Below are 17,664 nucleotides of genomic sequence, written 5' to 3'. Positions count from 1 at the left end.
AACAGCCGAGATGACTACGGATAAAAACGTGCTTCAACCCCAGCTCGAGTCAGTAGCCCATCACAAGGAGCGAATTTATCGCCATACTTCTCAGCATGTTGATTCATCATTTCCACTAATTTCTTGATACCAATTTGGTCTATGTAACGGAATGGGCCGCCCAAAAACGGCGGGAAACCGATACCGAAAATCGCACCAATATCGCCATCTCGCGCACAACGAATTACGCCCTCATCCAAACAACGTACGGCTTCATTCAGCATAAGTAGCACGCAACGCAGCGCGATCTCCTTATCACTCTGCTTGGCATCTGGCGTTATTTTCAGCAATTTATAGATAGATTTGTCGATTTCTTTTTTCTTACCTTTATAGGTATAGAATCCCTTACCACTTTTACGCCCTTTGCGATTGTCATTGAGCAGCAAATCAAATACGTCTGGTCCTTGAAAACGTGGGCCGAGTTCTTGCACTAGAATTGGCATGATTTTCGAGCCAACATCAATGCCCACTTCGTCCAATAACGTGATAGGGCCGACTGGGAAACCGAAATCGAGTAAAGCCGTATCTATCTTTTCAATCGACTCACCCGCCATCAGGATCTGCGCCGCTTCATTCATGTAAGGTGCAAGGATACGGTTAACATAAAAACCAGCGCAATCTTTGACCACAATCGGCGTTTTGCCCTGTTTTTTCGCCAAGGCCACCACTGTGGCTATCGTCTCTTGCGATGTGGTTTGATGAGGGATCACTTCCACCAGAGGCATTTTTTCAACAGGACTGAAATAGTGCAATCCAATCACATTCTCTGGACGCGCCGCCTTCGCTGCAATTTTCTGGATTGGAAGCGAAGAAGTATTCGTCGCAAAAATGGTGCTGGTTTTGGCATTCGCTTCAACATCAGCCACCATTTGCTGCTTAAGCGTGAGATCTTCAAATACCGCTTCAATGACAACATCGATATGCTGATAGCTGGTAAAATCAATCCCGCCAGACAATTGCGCCATTTTTGTTTGCATCTGCGCTTTGGATAAAATGCGACGCTTGCGCTGTTTATCGAATAATTTGTAGTTGTAATTGAGCGCGTTTAATACCCCATCATTCGAAACATCTTTGATTCGTACGGGAACCTTGGCTTTTGCAACGCTAACATGGCTGATCCCTGCCCCCATTAAACCACCGCCCAATACGCCGATACGTTTCACGGTTTGAGGTTTTGCGTCGCTGCCCGTCTCTTTTTTCATTTCTGTGGTGGCAAAGAAAATCGAGCGCAGTGCTTTGGATTCCGAGCTCATCACCAAATCACCAAATCGCTTCGCTTCAAGCTCTAACCCGGCTTTAAAACCACGATCTAAACCGTGGCGGATCACCTCTAAAATCGCGTCTGCAGCTGGGTAATTACCTCGTGTTTTTTGCTTAGTCTTTTTAGCGGCCTGATCAAAAATTAATTTGCGACCAAGCTGCGTATGAGAAATTAATTTCTCTTTGGTCGACGTATTGACCTGATGACGTTTTTTCCCAGAATTATCGAGTACATACTTCTTGGCCACATCCAGCAAGATAGTCTCTGCTACGCAAGCATCAATAACACCCAGCTGTTTTGCTTTTTTTGCGCGCAGCTGTTTACCCGTCAAAATCAAGTCAAGAGAAGGTAACAAACCAATCAAACGCGGCAACCGCTGCGTTCCACCGGAGCCTGGCAGCAAGCCTAATTGCACTTCGGGCAAACCCAAACGCGTGATGTCCGCGTCGCTGCACACCCGGTAGTGACAAGCCAGCGCCAGCTCTAAACCACCACCTAAGCATGGGCCATGAATCGCGGCAACCACTGGGAATGGCAAATCCGATAAGGTTTGAAACATCTCCTGACCTTGCTTGGCCAATGCTTGTGCTTCGCTGGCCGATTGGCAAGCGTTCAGCATACGGACATCCGCTCCAGCAATGAAATTATCTGGCTTAAGCGAGTGAATCACCATCCCCTTTAGGCTGGTTTTTTGAGCCTCCAAGGTCGCAAAAACCTCTTGCATCTCTTGGGCAAACGCCGCTTGTAGCGTATTCATTTTTTCGCCGGGAACATCAATCGCCAGCCACGCAATATTTTGTTCATCAATTGTTAAATGAAAAGCTCTCTCTGTGCTCATTATTCAACCTCCAAAATCATTGCCGCGCCCAAACCACCCGCTGCACAAGCGGTATTCAGCCCTAAACCACCACCACGTCGTTTTAGTTCACGCAGTGTTTGTGTGATCATGCGCGCACCCGTCGCCGCAAAGGGGTGACCATACGCAATAGAACCACCTAGCACATTAAATTTATCCATATCAATTTCGCCAATCGCTTTTGCTCGACCAAGATGTTCCTGTGCAAACTTATCACTGGCGAACATTTTCATATTAGAGAGGGTTTGCGCGGCAAACGCTTCATGCATGTCAATCAATGTGAGATCGGAAAGCTCAATACCTGCACGTTGTAAGGCTAACGGTGTCGCATAAGACGGCCCCATTAACATATCGTGTTCAACACCAATCGCTGAAAAAGCGTAAGAACGGATATAACCCATAATCTCCAAACCAAGCTCTTTAGCACGGCCTTCGCGCATTAAAAGAATAGCGGCTGCTCCATCGGTGAGTGGTGTGCTGTTGGCGGCCGTCACGCTACCATATTGCCTATCAAACGCTGGACGTAACTTGGCATAACCTTCCAGAGTCGAGTCATGACGAATATTGTTATCTTCAGCGATCCACTTTTTATAGGGCTCTGGGAATGCCGTCATGACTTCGCCTTGGATTTTGCCCTCTTTCCAAGCTTGTGAAGCTAGAGAGTGAGAACGATGTGCCAAAGCATCTTGATCCAGTCGGCTTATGTGATGAGATTTTGCCATCTGCTCAGCCGTTTGCCCCATCGAAAGGCCCGTTGAATATTCAGCGACCGCGGGGGGGACTGGCATTAAATCTTTAAAAGATAATGATTTTAAGATGCTGAGTTTCTGAGCAACGGTTTTGGTTTTACTTAAAGCGAGTAAGCTAGCGGCTAATTTTTTAGACACTCCAATCGGCAAAACGGAAGACGAATCGGCACCACCAGCCATACCAATATCAATCGTGCCAGCCATTATGCTTTCAGCCACATTCACCGCCGCCTGAAAACTGGTAGCGCACGCTCGTGTAATGCTGTACGCATCGGTATGGATGCTCATTCCTGTGCCTAAAACGATCTCACGCGCGATGTTTGGTGCCTCAGGCATTTGCACGACTTGTCCAAAGACGAGTTGTTCGATCAATTTAGGATCGAGTTCCGTTCGCGCAAGCAGTTCACTCACCACCATCTTGCCTAAATCGACTGCAGGAACTTGACTAAATTCGGTACTTTGACGCGCAAAAGGGGTACGCAACCCCGCGACGATAGCCACACGCTCACCAGAGCGCGTTTTGACTTCCTGTTTGCCCATTGTTTCTCCTTAGAATAGAGGTCTGACCTGGCACATTGTAACGAGGTTGTTAAAACAATCAAACAAGTGTTTAAATAAACGTGATATTCGCATCGAATCGAAGAAAGTAATGTAGGGAAAGGAGATGGATAATCACTTAATCTTTAAATGAATAATGGAGTTATACCCAAGCAACTTGGAGTTGCAGGTAGACGGCAAGTGAGTGAGTCCCCATGAGCATAGGCAAACTATGTGATTGGGGTGAACGAACGTAGCCAACACCGCTGCGGCTTCAAGTAGGAAGGGTATATAAGCAAAAAAAAACCACACAATAATGTGTGGTCGGAATATATAAAGCAATTAACTTACGCCAATTGAAATAATCAGTTTCCTGATTAGGAGAAAGTAAAGTCAGCCTTCAAAAGGAAGTGTCATCTTGCTCAACATGTTAGTCGCAATGACTAACGAGATGACAAGGTGTACTATAGCCACTTCGTGCTATGAGATTTTGAAGTAGATCAATTTTATATTGATTTATTCCATACTATGAAATTAAAAAGCCGTCGACGCTTGAATTGATGTTACCGAACAACTTGAACGGATCGAAAGCGAACGAATACGCGAAGCGTTCATCGCAAGACGACCATAAAATGGCCTAAACAAAGAAGAAATCACAGAGCAAACGGAGACTCATGTGTCGATAATAACCATGTTTGGAAAGAAAAAGTCCAGCAGCCCGGTCAATAGTAATATTGACAGACAGAGAAAATATGAAACGCTTGTGCGTGCTTATCACCGAGATCTTTTTCGTTATGCCTATTGGCTATGTAAAGATAAAAGCATTGCTGAAGATTTAGTCCAAGAAACCTGCTTGAGGGCTTGGAAATCTCTCGATAGTTTGCTCGACGAGAAAGCGGCCAAATCGTGGCTTATAACTATTCTTCGTCGCGAGAACGCGCGCCGCTTTGAGCGCAAGCAGTTTGAGTTGGTCGATATTGATGACTACAGCGGTGACGTAAAAGTCAACGATGATCCTCATCATCAACAAGAGTGGTTGCAGGCACAGATAATGAAGCTGGATATTGAATACCGCGAACCTCTTTTCCTACAAGTCATTGGTGGTTTTAGTGGTGATGAAATTGGCGAGATCCTCGAACTCAATAAGAACACGGTCATGACTCGTCTGTTTCGAGCTCGTAATCAATTAAAAGAACAATTGGATTCATCAGAAGCGTATAAGGGGCAGCAAAATGGATGAATTAGAATTTCGCCGCCGAGTTATGTCCGATCCAAAACAGCATGACCAAGAGATTATCCAAGCGGCATCCACTAGTGATACTAATCGTCAGTTCCTAGAGGACATATTGAGCTTAGATGCAACGATTGCTACTGCAATGAATGTAGACGTGCCTGACGATCTCGCAGACCGTATTCTATTTAGTCAAACCACAATGGCAAGCAATGTCATCCGACCTACTTTTGCCAAGCAAGCGATGACATTGGCTGCATCGATTGCTTTTGTGTTTGGTTTATTGGTTGGCCAAATCAATTGGCGAAATGTGCTCATTCCACCGGCGCAGGCAAGCCTAATGGACACCGCCATCAAACACGTCATTGATGAAGAAGGCTTTGTCAACCAACTGGATGAACAAGTGAATTCAACGCAGATCAACGCCAAAATGCTGCCATTCGCTTATCAGTTAAGCAGTAACTTCCCTTACCACGTTTATTACCTAAACCACTGTGGTTTTGGCAAGGCAAACGCTCTGCACATGGTTTTTCAAGGTGAAAGCGGGAAAGTGACGCTCTTTTTCACAGGCATTGCCAGTGAACAAGCCGTGAACTTTAATGAGCAAGGCATGGCAGGAATCATCGAACCCGTCGGTGATGCTAGCCTGATCCTTGTCGGTGAAAATGGCGAAGATGTCACGAACATCGCTAAAAAACTAATGCCTATGCTAAAACCTTCCCATTAAAACCATTCCTGGCCTGTATATAATGCGGGCCAGGTTCCCTAGACAAAAATAGAGCTTAAACTCTATAAACAAGCATTTTCCGCCTTTTTCCTGCCAAATAGACATCATTTCTGCAATTTTATCATTCAATTAGACAATGGTCGGATTTCTATCTTCTATACTTGCCTCTAGTATCAGCCACCAATTGAGCATTTGCTCAAAAACAACGTCCATTAGAGGCGATGAAATCAAAAAGGAAAAGCACCATGAACAAGACGCGTCTGTTTAAAAAATCGTTACTTGCCGTAACGGTAGCTCTCGCTTCACAACAAGCACTGGCAGCGGGCTTTCAGCTCAATGCACAATCTGCGACTGGCCTAGGTCGTGCATTTGCTGGTGATGCTGTTATTGCCGATAACGCATCGGTGATGGCTCGTAACCCTGCCGCAATGGCGTTGTTTGATGAAACCTCACTCTCTTTGGGCTTTGAATCCATCACAACGATGATTGATGTAAAAAACACTCAATATACAGGCGTTTTCAAAAACGCTATCGATATCGAAGACACTGATGACGTTGGCGGAACATCCATTGCACCAAACATCCATCTAGTTGTTCCTGTGGACGATAAATTTGCTTGGGGTGTAAACGCTTATACTAACTTTGGTACCAAAACAGAATTTTCTGATAACTACCCTGCGGCAGAGTATGGAGGCTTAACCGATGTTAAAAGTTTTAATTTCGGTTTGGCTGGTTCATACCGTATAAACTCATCATGGAGTATAGGGGCCGGGTTAGATTTAATTTATGGTCAAGGCACCATGAAGCGTACAACAGGCGAGGGATTTCCTGCCAATACAATGATAATTGGAAGTAAGGTTATTCCAGCTAAGGGAACCTCATTAATAAATGTCGACAAAGCTGATGGCTGGGCGGTCGGATTTAATTTGGGTACGGTGTATGAATTAGATGAAAATAATCGATTTGGCTTCGGATACCACTACAGTCCTGAATTCACAGCTAAGGACGATTATGGACAAGAAATTACCCTACCATTGCCTGATATTGCTGAATTCTCTGGTTTTCATAAAATCAAAGAGACACAGTTTGCAGTGCATTATAGTGTCCAATGGATTGGTTGGAGTTCATTCGACAAAATTGATTTTAGAAATTTAGATTCTTCTCGTTCAACAGTAGGTGCTCTAACTAATGGTAGCTATGATAAAGAGTATAAGTGGCAAGATGGTTGGCACTATGCGATAGGTGGAACTTACTACCTAAACAGCGATTGGACTTTACGTGCTGGTTATATGTATGACACCAGCGCACAAGATTCTTTAACTTCAGTCTCAGTGCCAGACTCAGATCGCCAATGGCTCTCTGCTGGTTTTACTTACGAAGTTGATGAGCGATCTAATGTAGACTTTGGTTTCACTTACCTACTTGGTAAGGATGTACAAGTGACTGAGAATTCGGCTGGTACTGTTTTGACGGCAACGACTCACGCAGATGCAATCCTAGTTGGCTTACAATATAGCCGCAGCTTCTAAGCGCAACGTTTATTAGCATAGCGTCAATAAAGGGCTGGTTTTCCAGCCCTTTTTAATGCTTGTAATATCATCTTCTCGCCTAATTCAGCTAACAACTGTACCTTTGGGGCCTTAAACCACACTACAAGTGTTCGCCAAAAATCAGAAACACTTTCATAACAAGCAGAGTATTACGCTTATAATTAAACCTTTAATAGATTTTAATTTCAAAAACAACAAATTCACTGCTTTATATTTTTAAAGCATTAGCTCTAACCTTAAAATCCCCACACCGAATTCAAATATTTCAGCGAACATTATAATGAAATCAAATAAAACTCTTCTTTCACTTGCAGTGGCATGTGGGCTATTCAGCGTATCAAACGCATCTCAAGCCGCCGGTTTCCAATTGGCAGAATACTCTGCAACGGGCCTTGGGCGTGCTTACGCCGGTGAAGCGGCTATGGCTGATAACGCCAGTGCACAATGGCGTAACCCTGCCATGCTGACTTATTTGAAAGGTACGCAAATTTCTGTTGGTGCAATTTACGTTAATCCGAATGTTGATGTGAATGGAAAAATCAACGGCGCATTAGAAGCAAGCTCAAATGACTTCGCAAATGATGCCGTCATCCCCAATTTTTACCTCTCACATCAAGTGAACGATAAAATGGTACTAGGTTTAGCACTCGGTACTAACTATGGCATGGAGACCGAGCTTGACCGTAATTTCAGCGCGAGCCACTTTGGTAATCAAGCGATGGTTAAAACAATGGAAGTCAATGCCAACATCGGCTACCAACTCACTGATGCGGTTACCGTTGGCGGTGGCATTCGTTATGTGATTGGAGAAGGCCATTTCGGTGCGACCTCTCCGGCTCAAACTAAGCCTCTTCCACAAGGTACAACACTAAAGTACATGGAAGGTGAAGATAAAGCTTGGGGTTGGCAAGTGGGTACGGCATGGCAGATCAATGATAGCAATCGCATTGGCTTTACTTATAAATCCGAAGTTGACCTAAAGCTTACTGGCACAGCGAATATATTTTCGAAAGAATCGGGCAAGGTAGTGAATGATACAGGTTCAATGATGCTCACTATGCCTGCCACCGCTGAACTGGCTAGCTACCACCAACTAAGTGAACAGCTGGCACTACATGCCAGTATTAACTGGACCGATTGGAGCAGTTTCGAAAAGCTTGAAGCGGATTTAAACACTCTTGGCTCGGTGATGGTTAAAGAAGAAAACTGGGAAGACAATTACCGTTTTGCTCTGGGTGCTACTTACCAAGTCGATGCAAAATTAGCACTGCGTACAGGCATTGCTTACGATATGGCGGCAGTTAACGATAAAAACCGTACCATTACCATCCCTGAAACTGATCGAACTTGGTTAAGCGTTGGTGCGGAGTATGCATTCACGGAGCAATTCACCGTAGACACTGGCTTTACTTACATTTTTGCCAAAGATGCCAAGATTGTGGAATCTCGTGGTTATGCTTCAGATGATGCAGCGCAAGCCGTTGGAGGCCAATTTTCTGGTACAACGACGGGTAATGTTTGGCTTATCGGCGCACAAGCCAATTATCGCTTCTAAACTCATTAGAGATACTCCCAGAGGCCAGAGCACTGCTCTGGCTTTTTTATTCCTTGTAATTTCGATGGTTTTTGCTGCCAAGTAGTTGAGCTATGATAGCGGCAACGCTATTAATGAACAGGATTGAGCATGTCGACTGAAGAAATTAAAAATGAACGCCATAAAGCGAGACAACAGAAAGTAAAAGAGCAAGTCGATGCACGAATTGCCGCGGCCCAGCAAGAGAAAGGGTTGTTATTGATCATTACCGGCAATGGCAAAGGGAAATCTACCTCAGGTTTTGGCAGCATTGCGCGCGCTGTAGGCCACGGTTTGAAATGTTCGGTAGCTCAGTTCATTAAAGGAACCTGGGAAAACGGTGAACGTAATCTGCTTGAAAAACTGGGCGTCGAATTTCAAGTCATGGCGACGGGCTTTACTTGGGAAACACAAAATAAAGAAGCCGATACCGCAGCGGCGCAAGGGGTTTGGCAAGAGTGCAAACGCATGCTTAAAGATGAGTCGATTGATGTGGTGTTGTTTGATGAGCTGACCTACATGGTGAGCTATGGCTATATCGAATTAGACGAAGTGATTGAAGCCTTAACAACACGGCCAACAATGCAGTCGGTGGTGATCACGGGCCGAGGAGCACACCGCAGCTTGATTGAAATCGCCGATACGGTGTCGGAAGTCAAAAATGTGAAACACGCCTTTGAGTCGGGCATCAAAGCACGAAAAGGCATCGACTGGTGATAAAAAAGCCTCCTCTAAATCGAGGAGGCTTGATCAATCATAATGAAATCAACCCAGTAAATTACTTAAAAAGACTTTTTAATAAGCCATCAACCGCTTTCTTGGTTTTCTCGTCTTTTATCTCAACGCCGAGCTTTTCCAAGCCACGGTCAATCTCTTTTTCCGCTTTTTGTCTTAACACATCATCAAAAACCAATTTGAATTTAGGATCGCTCCATTGCCCTGAGATGTTGATAGGAATCGTGACGTCTCGCAGCTCATCAATGTCTTTGCCACCTTGCCCCTCTAGCGTTCCCACCACAGAAGTGCTCACCAAGAAATCAACCGTTTGTTGCAGATAATTCGCTTTACCCTCACCACGAATACGCAACAGTGGTGATTGCATGGCGAGGTTATTGGTGGTGACTTCCCCTTTGTTCAATTTCAGCGTAGCGGTCATGGCGCTAAAATCGGTTTTCTTCACTGGGTCGTCATCAACTTTCTTACCTTTAATTTTGGCGTAATTGCTACGGATAAGGTGAGCAATGTTAATACCGTTGACTGCACCATCGGCAAAGTTGATGTTCACGGTTCCGACAAGGTTTTGTTGAATGCCCGTTGGCGTCAAACTGCGGCCCTTTACATCCACATCAATGTTACCCGTACCTTGTAACATCTCATTATTGAGTACATCTTTTAATAGCGGCAGCACCTGTACTCCCTTAACGCTTTTTTTAGCGCTATAAGTGGCAGGTACTTTGGTTGCATCCAGTTGAGCGGTCGCTTGAATCGTACCTTGGTAAAGGTTGGCACTGAATGAGGTTAAATTCATAATTCCACGATCGACGCTAAAACTGGTTTGCACATTCTGTAATCGAGCATTATTAGCTTTGAACTTGTCTATGGTGACCTTGCCTTGCACATCCAACGTTTTTAATGCACTGAGATCCGGTTCCACTTCAGCGATCACCGTAGCAGGCGCTGCTGACGTTGAGCCTGACGATGCCTTACTTTCACTCACGGCACTGCTTGCCGTTGCTGGATTCGTAAGCCCTAAAAATTCATCCAAATCGATATTTGGGCTATGCATATTGAAGCGGATTTTAGGGATCTCAGCCAACGTCACTTTGACATCACCATCAAATTCTAATGCATTTGCGGTTAATTTACTGAGTAAGACATCCAGTTGGTTTTTAGAGAGATCAAAACGAATGTTCGAAGTTAAACCGATCTGCATTGGGCTTTGTGGCAAACTGGTTCCTTCTAGATTGGTATCCAGCACCAGCGTATCAATCTTCACCAAGCTCATGGCTTTATCGAGAGTTAGTTGCGCACTCCCCTTCGCATCAAGTTTTAAATCCGCTACCTTTCCTTTCACGCTGAATGACAGCGCATTCTTCTTATCAAACTCGAACGTGGCTAATTCAATCTTCGCAGAATCAATCTGGTTTGATGGGTCATTAAAGCTCGCATCAAGCACAACGTTCTTCAGCGCATAATCCTTGAAACCAGCGGCTAATTTGAATTCAGCTCGCCCTTCTGCGGCAAAGCTTTGTTGGTTATTTTTACCTTTGGCGGCAAAAGTCGCTGACGTCCATTTGTCCACCGCAAACTCTGAAAGATTGACCGCCACGTCATACAGCTTGGTATGTGTACCGGCTTTGCGGTCTTGTATTTCCAGTAATGCGTTTTCGACGCTAACGCCCGCTAAGTTAATCGTCCACTCTTGAACAGAATTGCTCGCATTGACGCTGCTTGTCTCTTCTTGTGCTGGTTTTGTTTCGTTTACGGCGGAAGAGGCGGCTGGTTGAGGCGCGGCTTGAGTTAAGCTATCTAAGTTTGAACGGCCATCTTTAAGGGTTTCAAGATGGAACTCAGCACCATTTAGGCGGATGTTGCCAATTTCCAGTTGCTTATCCAGCAATGGCATCACCGAAATTTCAATACCAACTTGATCGACTTTAAACAGGTTTGGAGCGCTGAAACCTTGTGGATTTCTGAGTTCAGTTTTGCCCAGCTCAAAGCCAAGCGAAGGGAAGAAACTCCAACTGATATCTCCTTCAATGACTAAGTCCAGCCCCGTTTTCTGTTTGGCTTGTTCTACAATCAAGGGCTTAAATTGGTTAGGATTGACCAACAGGACAAGTGCGAGCGCGGCAGCGATTAACGCGCCGATGATAATGGCAATGAAAAGAAACAGTTTTTTCATCAGCTTTTTCCTTGCTTAATTAGAAAAAGAAAGTGGCACCTAAAGTGCCACTTGTCTGCTTAAAAATAAAGACCACAAAAGTTAAGATTTCAACAATTTCGCGATGTGGGCTTTTAATACATCAATGGCGATACGGTTTTTACCGCCACGAGGAACGATAATGTCCGCGTACTGTTTTGACGGTTCGATAAACTGCATAAACATAGGGCGAACCGTTTTTTGGTATTGCTTCAATACCGAATCCATGGTGCGGCCACGCTCTTCTACATCACGCTTCACTCGGCGTAATAAACAGATATCAAGCGGAGTGTCCATAAATACGGTCGCATGCATTAAGTCACGTAAACGTGGGTCTGTCAGCAGTAAAATACCTTCTAAAATAATCACTTTCTTGGGTGTTAATAGCGTTGTATTCGCGGTGCGAGTATGCTCAGTGTAGCTGTACTCTGGCACTTCAACCGCTTCGCCACGGGTTAATTGTTCTAAATGTTGGCAAAGTAGATCATGGTCAAGTGCATTCGGGTGGTCGTAGTTTGTCTTAACGCGCTCTTCCATACTGAGATGGCTTTGGTCGTTGTAATAGCAATCTTCCGTAATCACACCAATTTGGTGGTCGCCTACTTTGGCACGAAGTTCGTTATAAATCGTGCTTGCAATCAGGCTTTTTCCAGAAGCTGAAGCGCCAGCAATACCTACGATGACGCATTGATTATTCTCAGACATTATTTTTGCACCCGGTGATGGTTTGGTGATGAAAATAGATAAACTGCCCGATTATAGGGACTTCAACCACCTGATACCAGTCTCGATTTAGACTTTGGAAGAGGTTTGAATAACAAACTACCAAGCAAACGTTTTCGTCGTATTTCAGAAGAGATCACCACAGTGCTACTTTCACAGCACTGTGGACCAGCACTAGTCTACCAATGTAAAACTGATTGCATCTGGCTTAGGCTTTCCTTGCCAATATAGGCTTGAACAGACTCGTTCCGCCAGTTGAAGATAACGCTGTGTATGCTCACTTTCTGGTTGAGCAACCACGGTAGGACGACCTTGGTCGATGTCTTCACGCAGGGCAATGTGCAGAGGAATTTGTGCAAGCAGCGCCAACCCATATTCACTGGCCAGTTTCTGCGCGCCACCGACACCAAAGATATGCTCTTTCTCTCCACAATGACTGCAGATGTGATAGCTCATATTTTCAATAAGCCCGATAACCGGAACGTCGACTTTTTCGAACATGGCCGCCCCTTTGCGCGCATCCGCTAGTGCCAGATCTTGCGGAGTGGTGACGATCACCGCGCCCGTTACCGGAATTTGTTGTGACAAGGTGAGTTGAATATCACCTGTCCCCGGTGGCATGTCGATGACCAGATAATCCACATCTGGCCACTCGGTTTCATTGAGCAATTGCGCCAGTGCTTTCGATGCCATGGGCCCGCGCCAAATCGCCGCTTCAGATTTATCAACCAGATAGCCAATCGAATGGCTGAAAATGCCAAATGCCTCAACGGGCTGCATCCACTTATTATCACGCACATCTGGCTTTGCTTCTTGCTTGCCAAGCATCATTGGCACTGAAGGGCCATAAATATCCGCATCCAACAAGCCAACTTTCGCCCCAGATTGAGCAATGGCTAGAGCAAGATTGACGGCGGTGGTTGATTTGCCGACGCCCCCTTTGGCTGAAGTCACCGCAATAATATTTTTAACACCATTAACACTATGAGCGACCGTCGTCGCTAGCGCTTTCGGCGCAATGATTATCTCAACACTGAATGGAGCAAGCGCATCGGTTTGCTGCTTGGAGATGACCCATTCGGAAAGCTCATCCAGCAGATTTTTAGCGGCAAATGGAATATGAACCGTCAAACGTCCCGCTGTTGTAACCGAAACCCAATGAGGCTGGTTTGCCCACCCCGCAATAAGATGAGGGTGTTCAAATTGGTTTAACCAATCGCAAAAATCTTGTTTAGATGTGAACGGCTGCATAGCTTCTCCTTTTTGCTCATGCTATCACTCTCTATTGTCAGACTGAACCCCAAAAAAGTTGCGGGATTCCTTAGGCTCACGCCTTGGAGTCGCTCGCTGCATAAGGTAGTATTGGTCTCTATTTTTCATACCTATCAAAAAAGCGAATATTAAGTATGGCGACTGACCCAAGAAACGTTTCTTCAAGGAAACTGCTGGTAACTTGTGCCCTTCCGTACGCTAACGGTTCGATCCACCTTGGTCATATGCTTGAGCATATCCAAGCTGACATTTGGGTTCGTTACCAACGCCTACGCGGCAACACTGTAAACTTCATCTGTGCAGACGATGCTCACGGCACGCCAATTATGCTTAAAGCACAACAGATGGGTATTACACCTGAAGAGATGATCGCCGCAGTAAGTGAAGAGCACCAAAAAGATTTTGCAGGTTTTGATATCAGCTTTGACAATTATCACAGCACTCACAGCGAAGAGAACCGCGAACTGGCTTCTCACATTTATCTTGAGCTGAAAAAAAATGGCTTCATTTCAAGCCGCACCATTTCTCAGCTGTTTGACCCAGAAAAAGAGATGTTCTTGCCTGATCGCTTCGTGAAAGGCACTTGCCCAAAATGTAAGTCAGAAGATCAATACGGTGATAACTGCGATGCGTGTGGCGAAACCTATAGCCCAACAGAGCTTATCAACCCGAAATCGGCCGTTTCTGGCGCGACGCCAGTAATGAAGGATTCCGAGCATTTCTTCTTTGACCTTCCTCAATTTGAAAGCATGCTCAAAGAGTGGACTCGCTCTGGCTCGCTACAAACAGAAACCGCCAATAAAATGCAAGAGTGGTTCGAAGGCGGCCTGCAACAGTGGGATATTTCACGTGATGCGCCATACTTTGGCTTTGAAATCCCCGGCGAAAAGAACAAATTCTTCTACGTGTGGTTAGACGCGCCTATCGGCTACATGGGTTCATTTAAAAACCTATGTAACAAACGCGATGACTTAGACTTTGACGAATACTGGAATAAAGACAGTAAAACCGAACTGTACCATTTCATCGGTAAAGATATTGTTTACTTCCACAGCCTATTCTGGCCAGCGATGCTTGATGGCAGTGGTTTCCGTAAGCCTAATAACGTATTCGTGCACGGTTATGTCACAGTCAATGGCGCGAAGATGTCGAAGTCTAAAGGAACGTTTGTCAAAGCAAGCACTTACTTAAACCACCTAGACCCAGAATGCTTACGCTACTACTACGCCGCAAAACTCAATAGCCGTATCGACGATCTTGATTTAAACCTTGAGGATTTCACCCAACGTGTGAACGCCGATGTGGTCAATAAAATCGTCAACCTTGCATCGCGTAATGCAGGCTTCATCACCAAACGTTTTGAAAATCAGTTGTCTGCAACCTTTGCCGAACCAGAGCTGTACGCAGAATTTGCAGCTGCAGCGGATCGCATTGCTGAGCTTTACGAAAACCGTGAATTTAACCGTGCCATTCGTGAAATCACCGCATTGGCGGACAAAGCGAACCAATACGTGGATGAAAAAGCGCCTTGGGTTGTGGCTAAACAAGAGGGTCAAGAGCAAGAGCTACAAGACATTTGCTCAGTGGGCATCAACCTATTCCGCGTGTTAATGACTTACTTAAAACCTGTAATGCCAGCACTAGCGGCGCGCACCGAAGCATTCTTAAACCAAGAACTCACTTGGGAAGGCGTACAAACACCATTAACAAGCCATACGCTCACGCCATTCAAAGCGCTGTTTAATCGCATTGATCCGAAACACGTTGAAGCGATGATTGAAGCATCTAAAGAAGAAGCGGCAGCAGAAAAAGCCGCGATTGAGAGCGTGCAACCAACCACAGTTGAAACTGAGCTAAGTAAAGACCCTATTGCAGCTGAAATCGAATTTGATGATTTTGCTAAAGTGGACTTACGCGTCGCTAAGATCATCGCTTGTGAAGCTGTGCCAAAAGCAGATAAATTGCTTAAATTCCAATTAGATATTGGTGGCGAAACTCGCCAAGTGTTTTCAGGTATTAAAGCCGCTTATTCACCCGAAGAGTTAGTAGGCAAGTACACCGTCATGGTAGCGAACCTCAAACCGCGTAAAATGAAGTTTGGTATGTCAGAAGGCATGATCTTAGCCGCAGGCCCTGGTGGCAGCGAGCTATGGATTCTTGAGCCACATGAAGGTGCTCAAGCTGGCATGCGCATCCTGTAATACATCAATCTTCACGATAGCATCCCCAACACGCTCTGTGTTGGGGATTTTTTATCACCATACTGCTCAAAATCGATCCTGCTCACACTTTCAGTTCAAAATGCACCAATAAGATGCATCACTTCAACGCGAAAATACATAACACATTGAATTTAAACAAATAAAAAACTGGCATTAACCCTGCTAACTCTAGATTGGTATAACATTAACAAGGAGTTGGTTATGTTTGTTTTTATCTCAATGCTTATCTCTATCGGTATATTGTGGCTGATGTTTTATCTGGCAAAACAGCGTGAATCCACATTACAACGTAAATATCAACTGCTGATCGACCTTCGCCAGCTACTGTTTTTATGCCGTCAGCACCGTAACATTACCCATCAAACACTAGCCTCAGGTCAAAGACGCGACACTGAGTTGAATGAATTGCAAGATACGCTATACGAAAAAAGTAATCACTTAATTGCTATCGCACATTTTGACAACAAACCAATGTACCGTGTGCTGCAAATTAAGCTTAAAGCACTCATGAAGGAGTGGCCAGAGCGCTCTGTGGCTCGTAACCAAATGATGCATGGTAAAATAATTCGTCACTGTATGTTCTTAATGGATGAGGTGATACTGGCTTGGTTGGTGGAATCCAACCGCGAAGATCTCAGCGATGAATATCATATTAATTGGCAACAGGTCATTGATGCGATGGACGCGCTAACTCAGTTGCGCATCAGCATTGATGAAATGGATACTCAAGATGGCCGCATACGCTTGCAGCATTATAGTGAGGTGGTCAGGCGTAGGATGAATCAACTCGCCTTAATCAGCCCTTTAACGGTAGCTTCGCCAAGCTGCTCAGCCGCGCTACATAGCCTGAGCGAACTGCATGATCATCCTGCCTTTCAAATAGAAGCTGGCGCGATGTACCAAATCACTTCGGATATTTCACTCAGCATCTCTCACGTTTACGACCAGATGCTCAGCGACTTAACCGAGAGCTTGTACATTCCATTGCCTAAATTGGCGATTGCTTAGTGAGTAATTATTTAGCTGGTGACTGTTTGACTGGTGATTATTTAGAAAGTAAAAAGGCCACTTTATTCAAAAGTGGCCTAATCACTCACCGTGTACATAGATACATCAGTGTAAATTCAGAACTCAATTACAGCATTTTACGCGCCGCTTCGACAACCACTTTGATTGAACGAGCCTCGGTCTCTTTGAGTGTCGCGTGATCTGGGATCTCTTTTTGAGTACGGTTGATGATCACACCAGCCACACAACCTGCTTTCAAACCTGAGCTCGCACACATGGTTAGCAAAGTGGCGGATTCCATCTCAAAGTTCAATACGCCCATGTCTTGCCACTCTTTCATCGAGCCTTGGAAACGACGCACAACACGACCAGTGAAAGTGTCATAACGCTCTTGGCCTGGGTAGAAAGTATCACTTGATGCGGTAACGCCCATGTGCACGGTTGCACCACTTTCAACTACAGCCGCTTTCATTGCTGTGGCGACATCGAAATCAGCCACAGCAGGGAATTCCATTGGCGCAAAGTGCAAACTTGCACCGTCAAGGCGAACCGAACCTGTGCTGACAATCATATCACCCACATTGACATGAGGTTGGATTGCACCAGTAGTACCTACGCGTAGGAAAGTACGCACGCCAAGTTGAGCAAGCTCTTCAACCGCAATAGACGTAGAAGGACCACCGATACCAGTAGAACAAACAACGACTGGCTTACCGTCTAACTCTGCGCGGTACACAGTGTATTCACGGTGGCTAGCAAGAAAGACTGGATTTTCCATCTCTTCAGCGATTTTTTGTACGCGGGCTGGATCCCCAGGGATAATGGCCAAAGTAGCACCATTCAGATCGGCTTCGGTAACACCTAGATGGAAAACGGCTTGAGACATAAGTGACTCCTTATTGCGGCTTGTTCAGCTCATAGATATACATCGGGTATGCAGCTACTCTAGCGGACCACGCACCAACAAAGAGTGATCAAATTCACAATGAATGA

13 protein-coding genes are annotated in these 17,664 nt (G+C 45.2%); 7 read left to right on the top strand and 6 right to left on the bottom strand.

Annotated elements, in window-relative coordinates:
• Nucleotides 1-14 precede the first annotated feature (14 nt).
• Together fadJ and fadI are read right to left on the bottom strand one after the other, a co-directional pair.
• Nucleotides 15-2,138: a fatty acid oxidation complex subunit alpha FadJ gene (gene fadJ, locus AACQ75_RS10910; RefSeq protein ID WP_170888640.1), complete on the bottom strand. Its 2,124-nt coding sequence runs from the start codon at nt 2,136-2,138 to the stop codon at nt 15-17.
• A complete protein-coding gene (gene fadI, locus AACQ75_RS10905; protein ID WP_170888639.1) occupies nt 2,138-3,445 on the bottom strand; it encodes an acetyl-CoA C-acyltransferase FadI in 1,308 nt (435 codons plus the stop codon). The genes fadJ and fadI overlap by 1 nt, the downstream gene beginning before the upstream one ends.
• Before the next feature lie 688 nt (nt 3,446-4,133).
• Here fadI and AACQ75_RS10900 point away from each other — a divergent pair.
• The 5 genes from AACQ75_RS10900 (at nt 4,134) to cobO (ending at nt 9,240) form a co-directional block, all read left to right on the top strand.
• On the top strand, nt 4,134-4,682 hold the full coding sequence (locus AACQ75_RS10900; RefSeq protein WP_088717986.1) for a sigma-70 family RNA polymerase sigma factor: 549 nt from the start codon (nt 4,134-4,136) through the stop codon (nt 4,680-4,682).
• Nucleotides 4,675-5,400, top strand: coding sequence for a DUF3379 domain-containing protein (locus AACQ75_RS10895; RefSeq protein ID WP_017044335.1), 726 nt, complete (start codon nt 4,675-4,677; stop codon nt 5,398-5,400). The genes AACQ75_RS10900 and AACQ75_RS10895 overlap by 8 nt, the downstream gene beginning before the upstream one ends.
• A 245-nt stretch (nt 5,401-5,645) precedes the next feature.
• Nucleotides 5,646-6,929, top strand: coding sequence for an outer membrane protein transport protein (locus AACQ75_RS10890; protein WP_026027727.1), 1,284 nt, complete (start codon nt 5,646-5,648; stop codon nt 6,927-6,929).
• 301 nt (nt 6,930-7,230) lie between these two features.
• Nucleotides 7,231-8,505: an outer membrane protein transport protein gene (locus tag AACQ75_RS10885; protein ID WP_170888638.1), complete on the top strand. Its 1,275-nt coding sequence runs from the start codon at nt 7,231-7,233 to the stop codon at nt 8,503-8,505.
• A gap of 129 nt (nt 8,506-8,634) precedes the next feature.
• Nucleotides 8,635-9,240 (top strand): cob(I)yrinic acid a,c-diamide adenosyltransferase, encoded by a 606-nt coding sequence (gene cobO, locus AACQ75_RS10880; RefSeq protein ID WP_170888637.1) that lies wholly within the window; start codon nt 8,635-8,637, stop codon nt 9,238-9,240.
• Between the two features lie 61 nt (nt 9,241-9,301).
• On the opposite strand, the gene AACQ75_RS10875 is transcribed toward cobO, so the two are convergent.
• The 3 genes from AACQ75_RS10875 to apbC form a co-directional block, all read right to left on the bottom strand.
• Nucleotides 9,302-11,428, bottom strand: coding sequence for an AsmA family protein (locus AACQ75_RS10875; RefSeq protein WP_170888636.1), 2,127 nt, complete (start codon nt 11,426-11,428; stop codon nt 9,302-9,304).
• 81 nt (nt 11,429-11,509) lie between these two features.
• Nucleotides 11,510-12,151, bottom strand: a complete 642-nt coding sequence (udk, locus tag AACQ75_RS10870; RefSeq protein ID WP_010320672.1) for a uridine kinase — start codon at nt 12,149-12,151, stop codon at nt 11,510-11,512.
• Nucleotides 12,152-12,343: 192 nt separating this feature from the next.
• Nucleotides 12,344-13,420 carry an iron-sulfur cluster carrier protein ApbC gene (gene apbC, locus AACQ75_RS10865; RefSeq protein WP_017050589.1) on the bottom strand — a complete coding sequence of 359 codons (1,077 nt, stop codon included), beginning with the start codon at nt 13,418-13,420 and terminating at the stop codon, nt 12,344-12,346.
• Between the two features lie 155 nt (nt 13,421-13,575).
• Between apbC and metG the strand changes: the two genes are divergently transcribed.
• Entirely contained in the window at nt 13,576-15,642 is a 2,067-nt protein-coding gene (gene metG, locus AACQ75_RS10860) for a methionine--tRNA ligase (RefSeq protein WP_170888635.1), read from the top strand.
• 216 nt (nt 15,643-15,858) lie between these two features.
• The gene (locus AACQ75_RS10855; protein ID WP_013857254.1) at nt 15,859-16,671 is read left to right on the top strand and encodes a hypothetical protein; all 813 of its coding nucleotides are present in this window, start codon (nt 15,859-15,861) and stop codon (nt 16,669-16,671) included.
• Between the two features lie 127 nt (nt 16,672-16,798).
• Here AACQ75_RS10855 and udp read toward each other — a convergent pair whose 3' ends face one another.
• Nucleotides 16,799-17,557 carry a uridine phosphorylase gene (gene udp / locus AACQ75_RS10850; protein WP_010320675.1) on the bottom strand — a complete coding sequence of 253 codons (759 nt, stop codon included), beginning with the start codon at nt 17,555-17,557 and terminating at the stop codon, nt 16,799-16,801.
• Nucleotides 17,558-17,664: the final 107 nt, after the last annotated feature.

The sequence above is a fragment of the Vibrio sp. B1-2 genome (assembly GCF_963888445.1).
GTDB classification, from domain to species: domain Bacteria; phylum Pseudomonadota; class Gammaproteobacteria; order Enterobacterales; family Vibrionaceae; genus Vibrio; species Vibrio anguillarum.
Note: the sequence above shows the minus strand (reverse complement) of the source record. Positions and strands in the feature narration are given on the sequence as shown.

Excerpts from the sequence above, each read along its gene's own strand:
- cobO (WP_170888637.1), top strand. The coding sequence starts at position 8,635 with ATGTCGACTGAAGAAATTAAAAATGAACGCCATAAAGCGAGACAACAG.
- metG (WP_170888635.1), top strand. The coding sequence starts at position 13,576 with ATGGCGACTGACCCAAGAAACGTTTCTTCAAGGAAACTGCTGGTAACT.
- apbC (WP_017050589.1), bottom strand. The coding sequence starts at position 13,420 with ATGCAGCCGTTCACATCTAAACAAGATTTTTGCGATTGGTTAAACCAA.
- udk (WP_010320672.1), bottom strand. The coding sequence starts at position 12,151 with ATGTCTGAGAATAATCAATGCGTCATCGTAGGTATTGCTGGCGCTTCA.
- AACQ75_RS10890 (WP_026027727.1), top strand. The coding sequence starts at position 5,646 with ATGAACAAGACGCGTCTGTTTAAAAAATCGTTACTTGCCGTAACGGTA.
- fadJ (WP_170888640.1), bottom strand. The coding sequence starts at position 2,138 with ATGAGCACAGAGAGAGCTTTTCATTTAACAATTGATGAACAAAATATT.
- AACQ75_RS10900 (WP_088717986.1), top strand. The coding sequence starts at position 4,134 with ATGTTTGGAAAGAAAAAGTCCAGCAGCCCGGTCAATAGTAATATTGAC.
- fadI (WP_170888639.1), bottom strand. The coding sequence starts at position 3,445 with ATGGGCAAACAGGAAGTCAAAACGCGCTCTGGTGAGCGTGTGGCTATC.
- AACQ75_RS10885 (WP_170888638.1), top strand. The coding sequence starts at position 7,231 with ATGAAATCAAATAAAACTCTTCTTTCACTTGCAGTGGCATGTGGGCTA.
- AACQ75_RS10895 (WP_017044335.1), top strand. The coding sequence starts at position 4,675 with ATGGATGAATTAGAATTTCGCCGCCGAGTTATGTCCGATCCAAAACAG.
- udp (WP_010320675.1), bottom strand. The coding sequence starts at position 17,557 with ATGTCTCAAGCCGTTTTCCATCTAGGTGTTACCGAAGCCGATCTGAAT.
- AACQ75_RS10875 (WP_170888636.1), bottom strand. The coding sequence starts at position 11,428 with ATGAAAAAACTGTTTCTTTTCATTGCCATTATCATCGGCGCGTTAATC.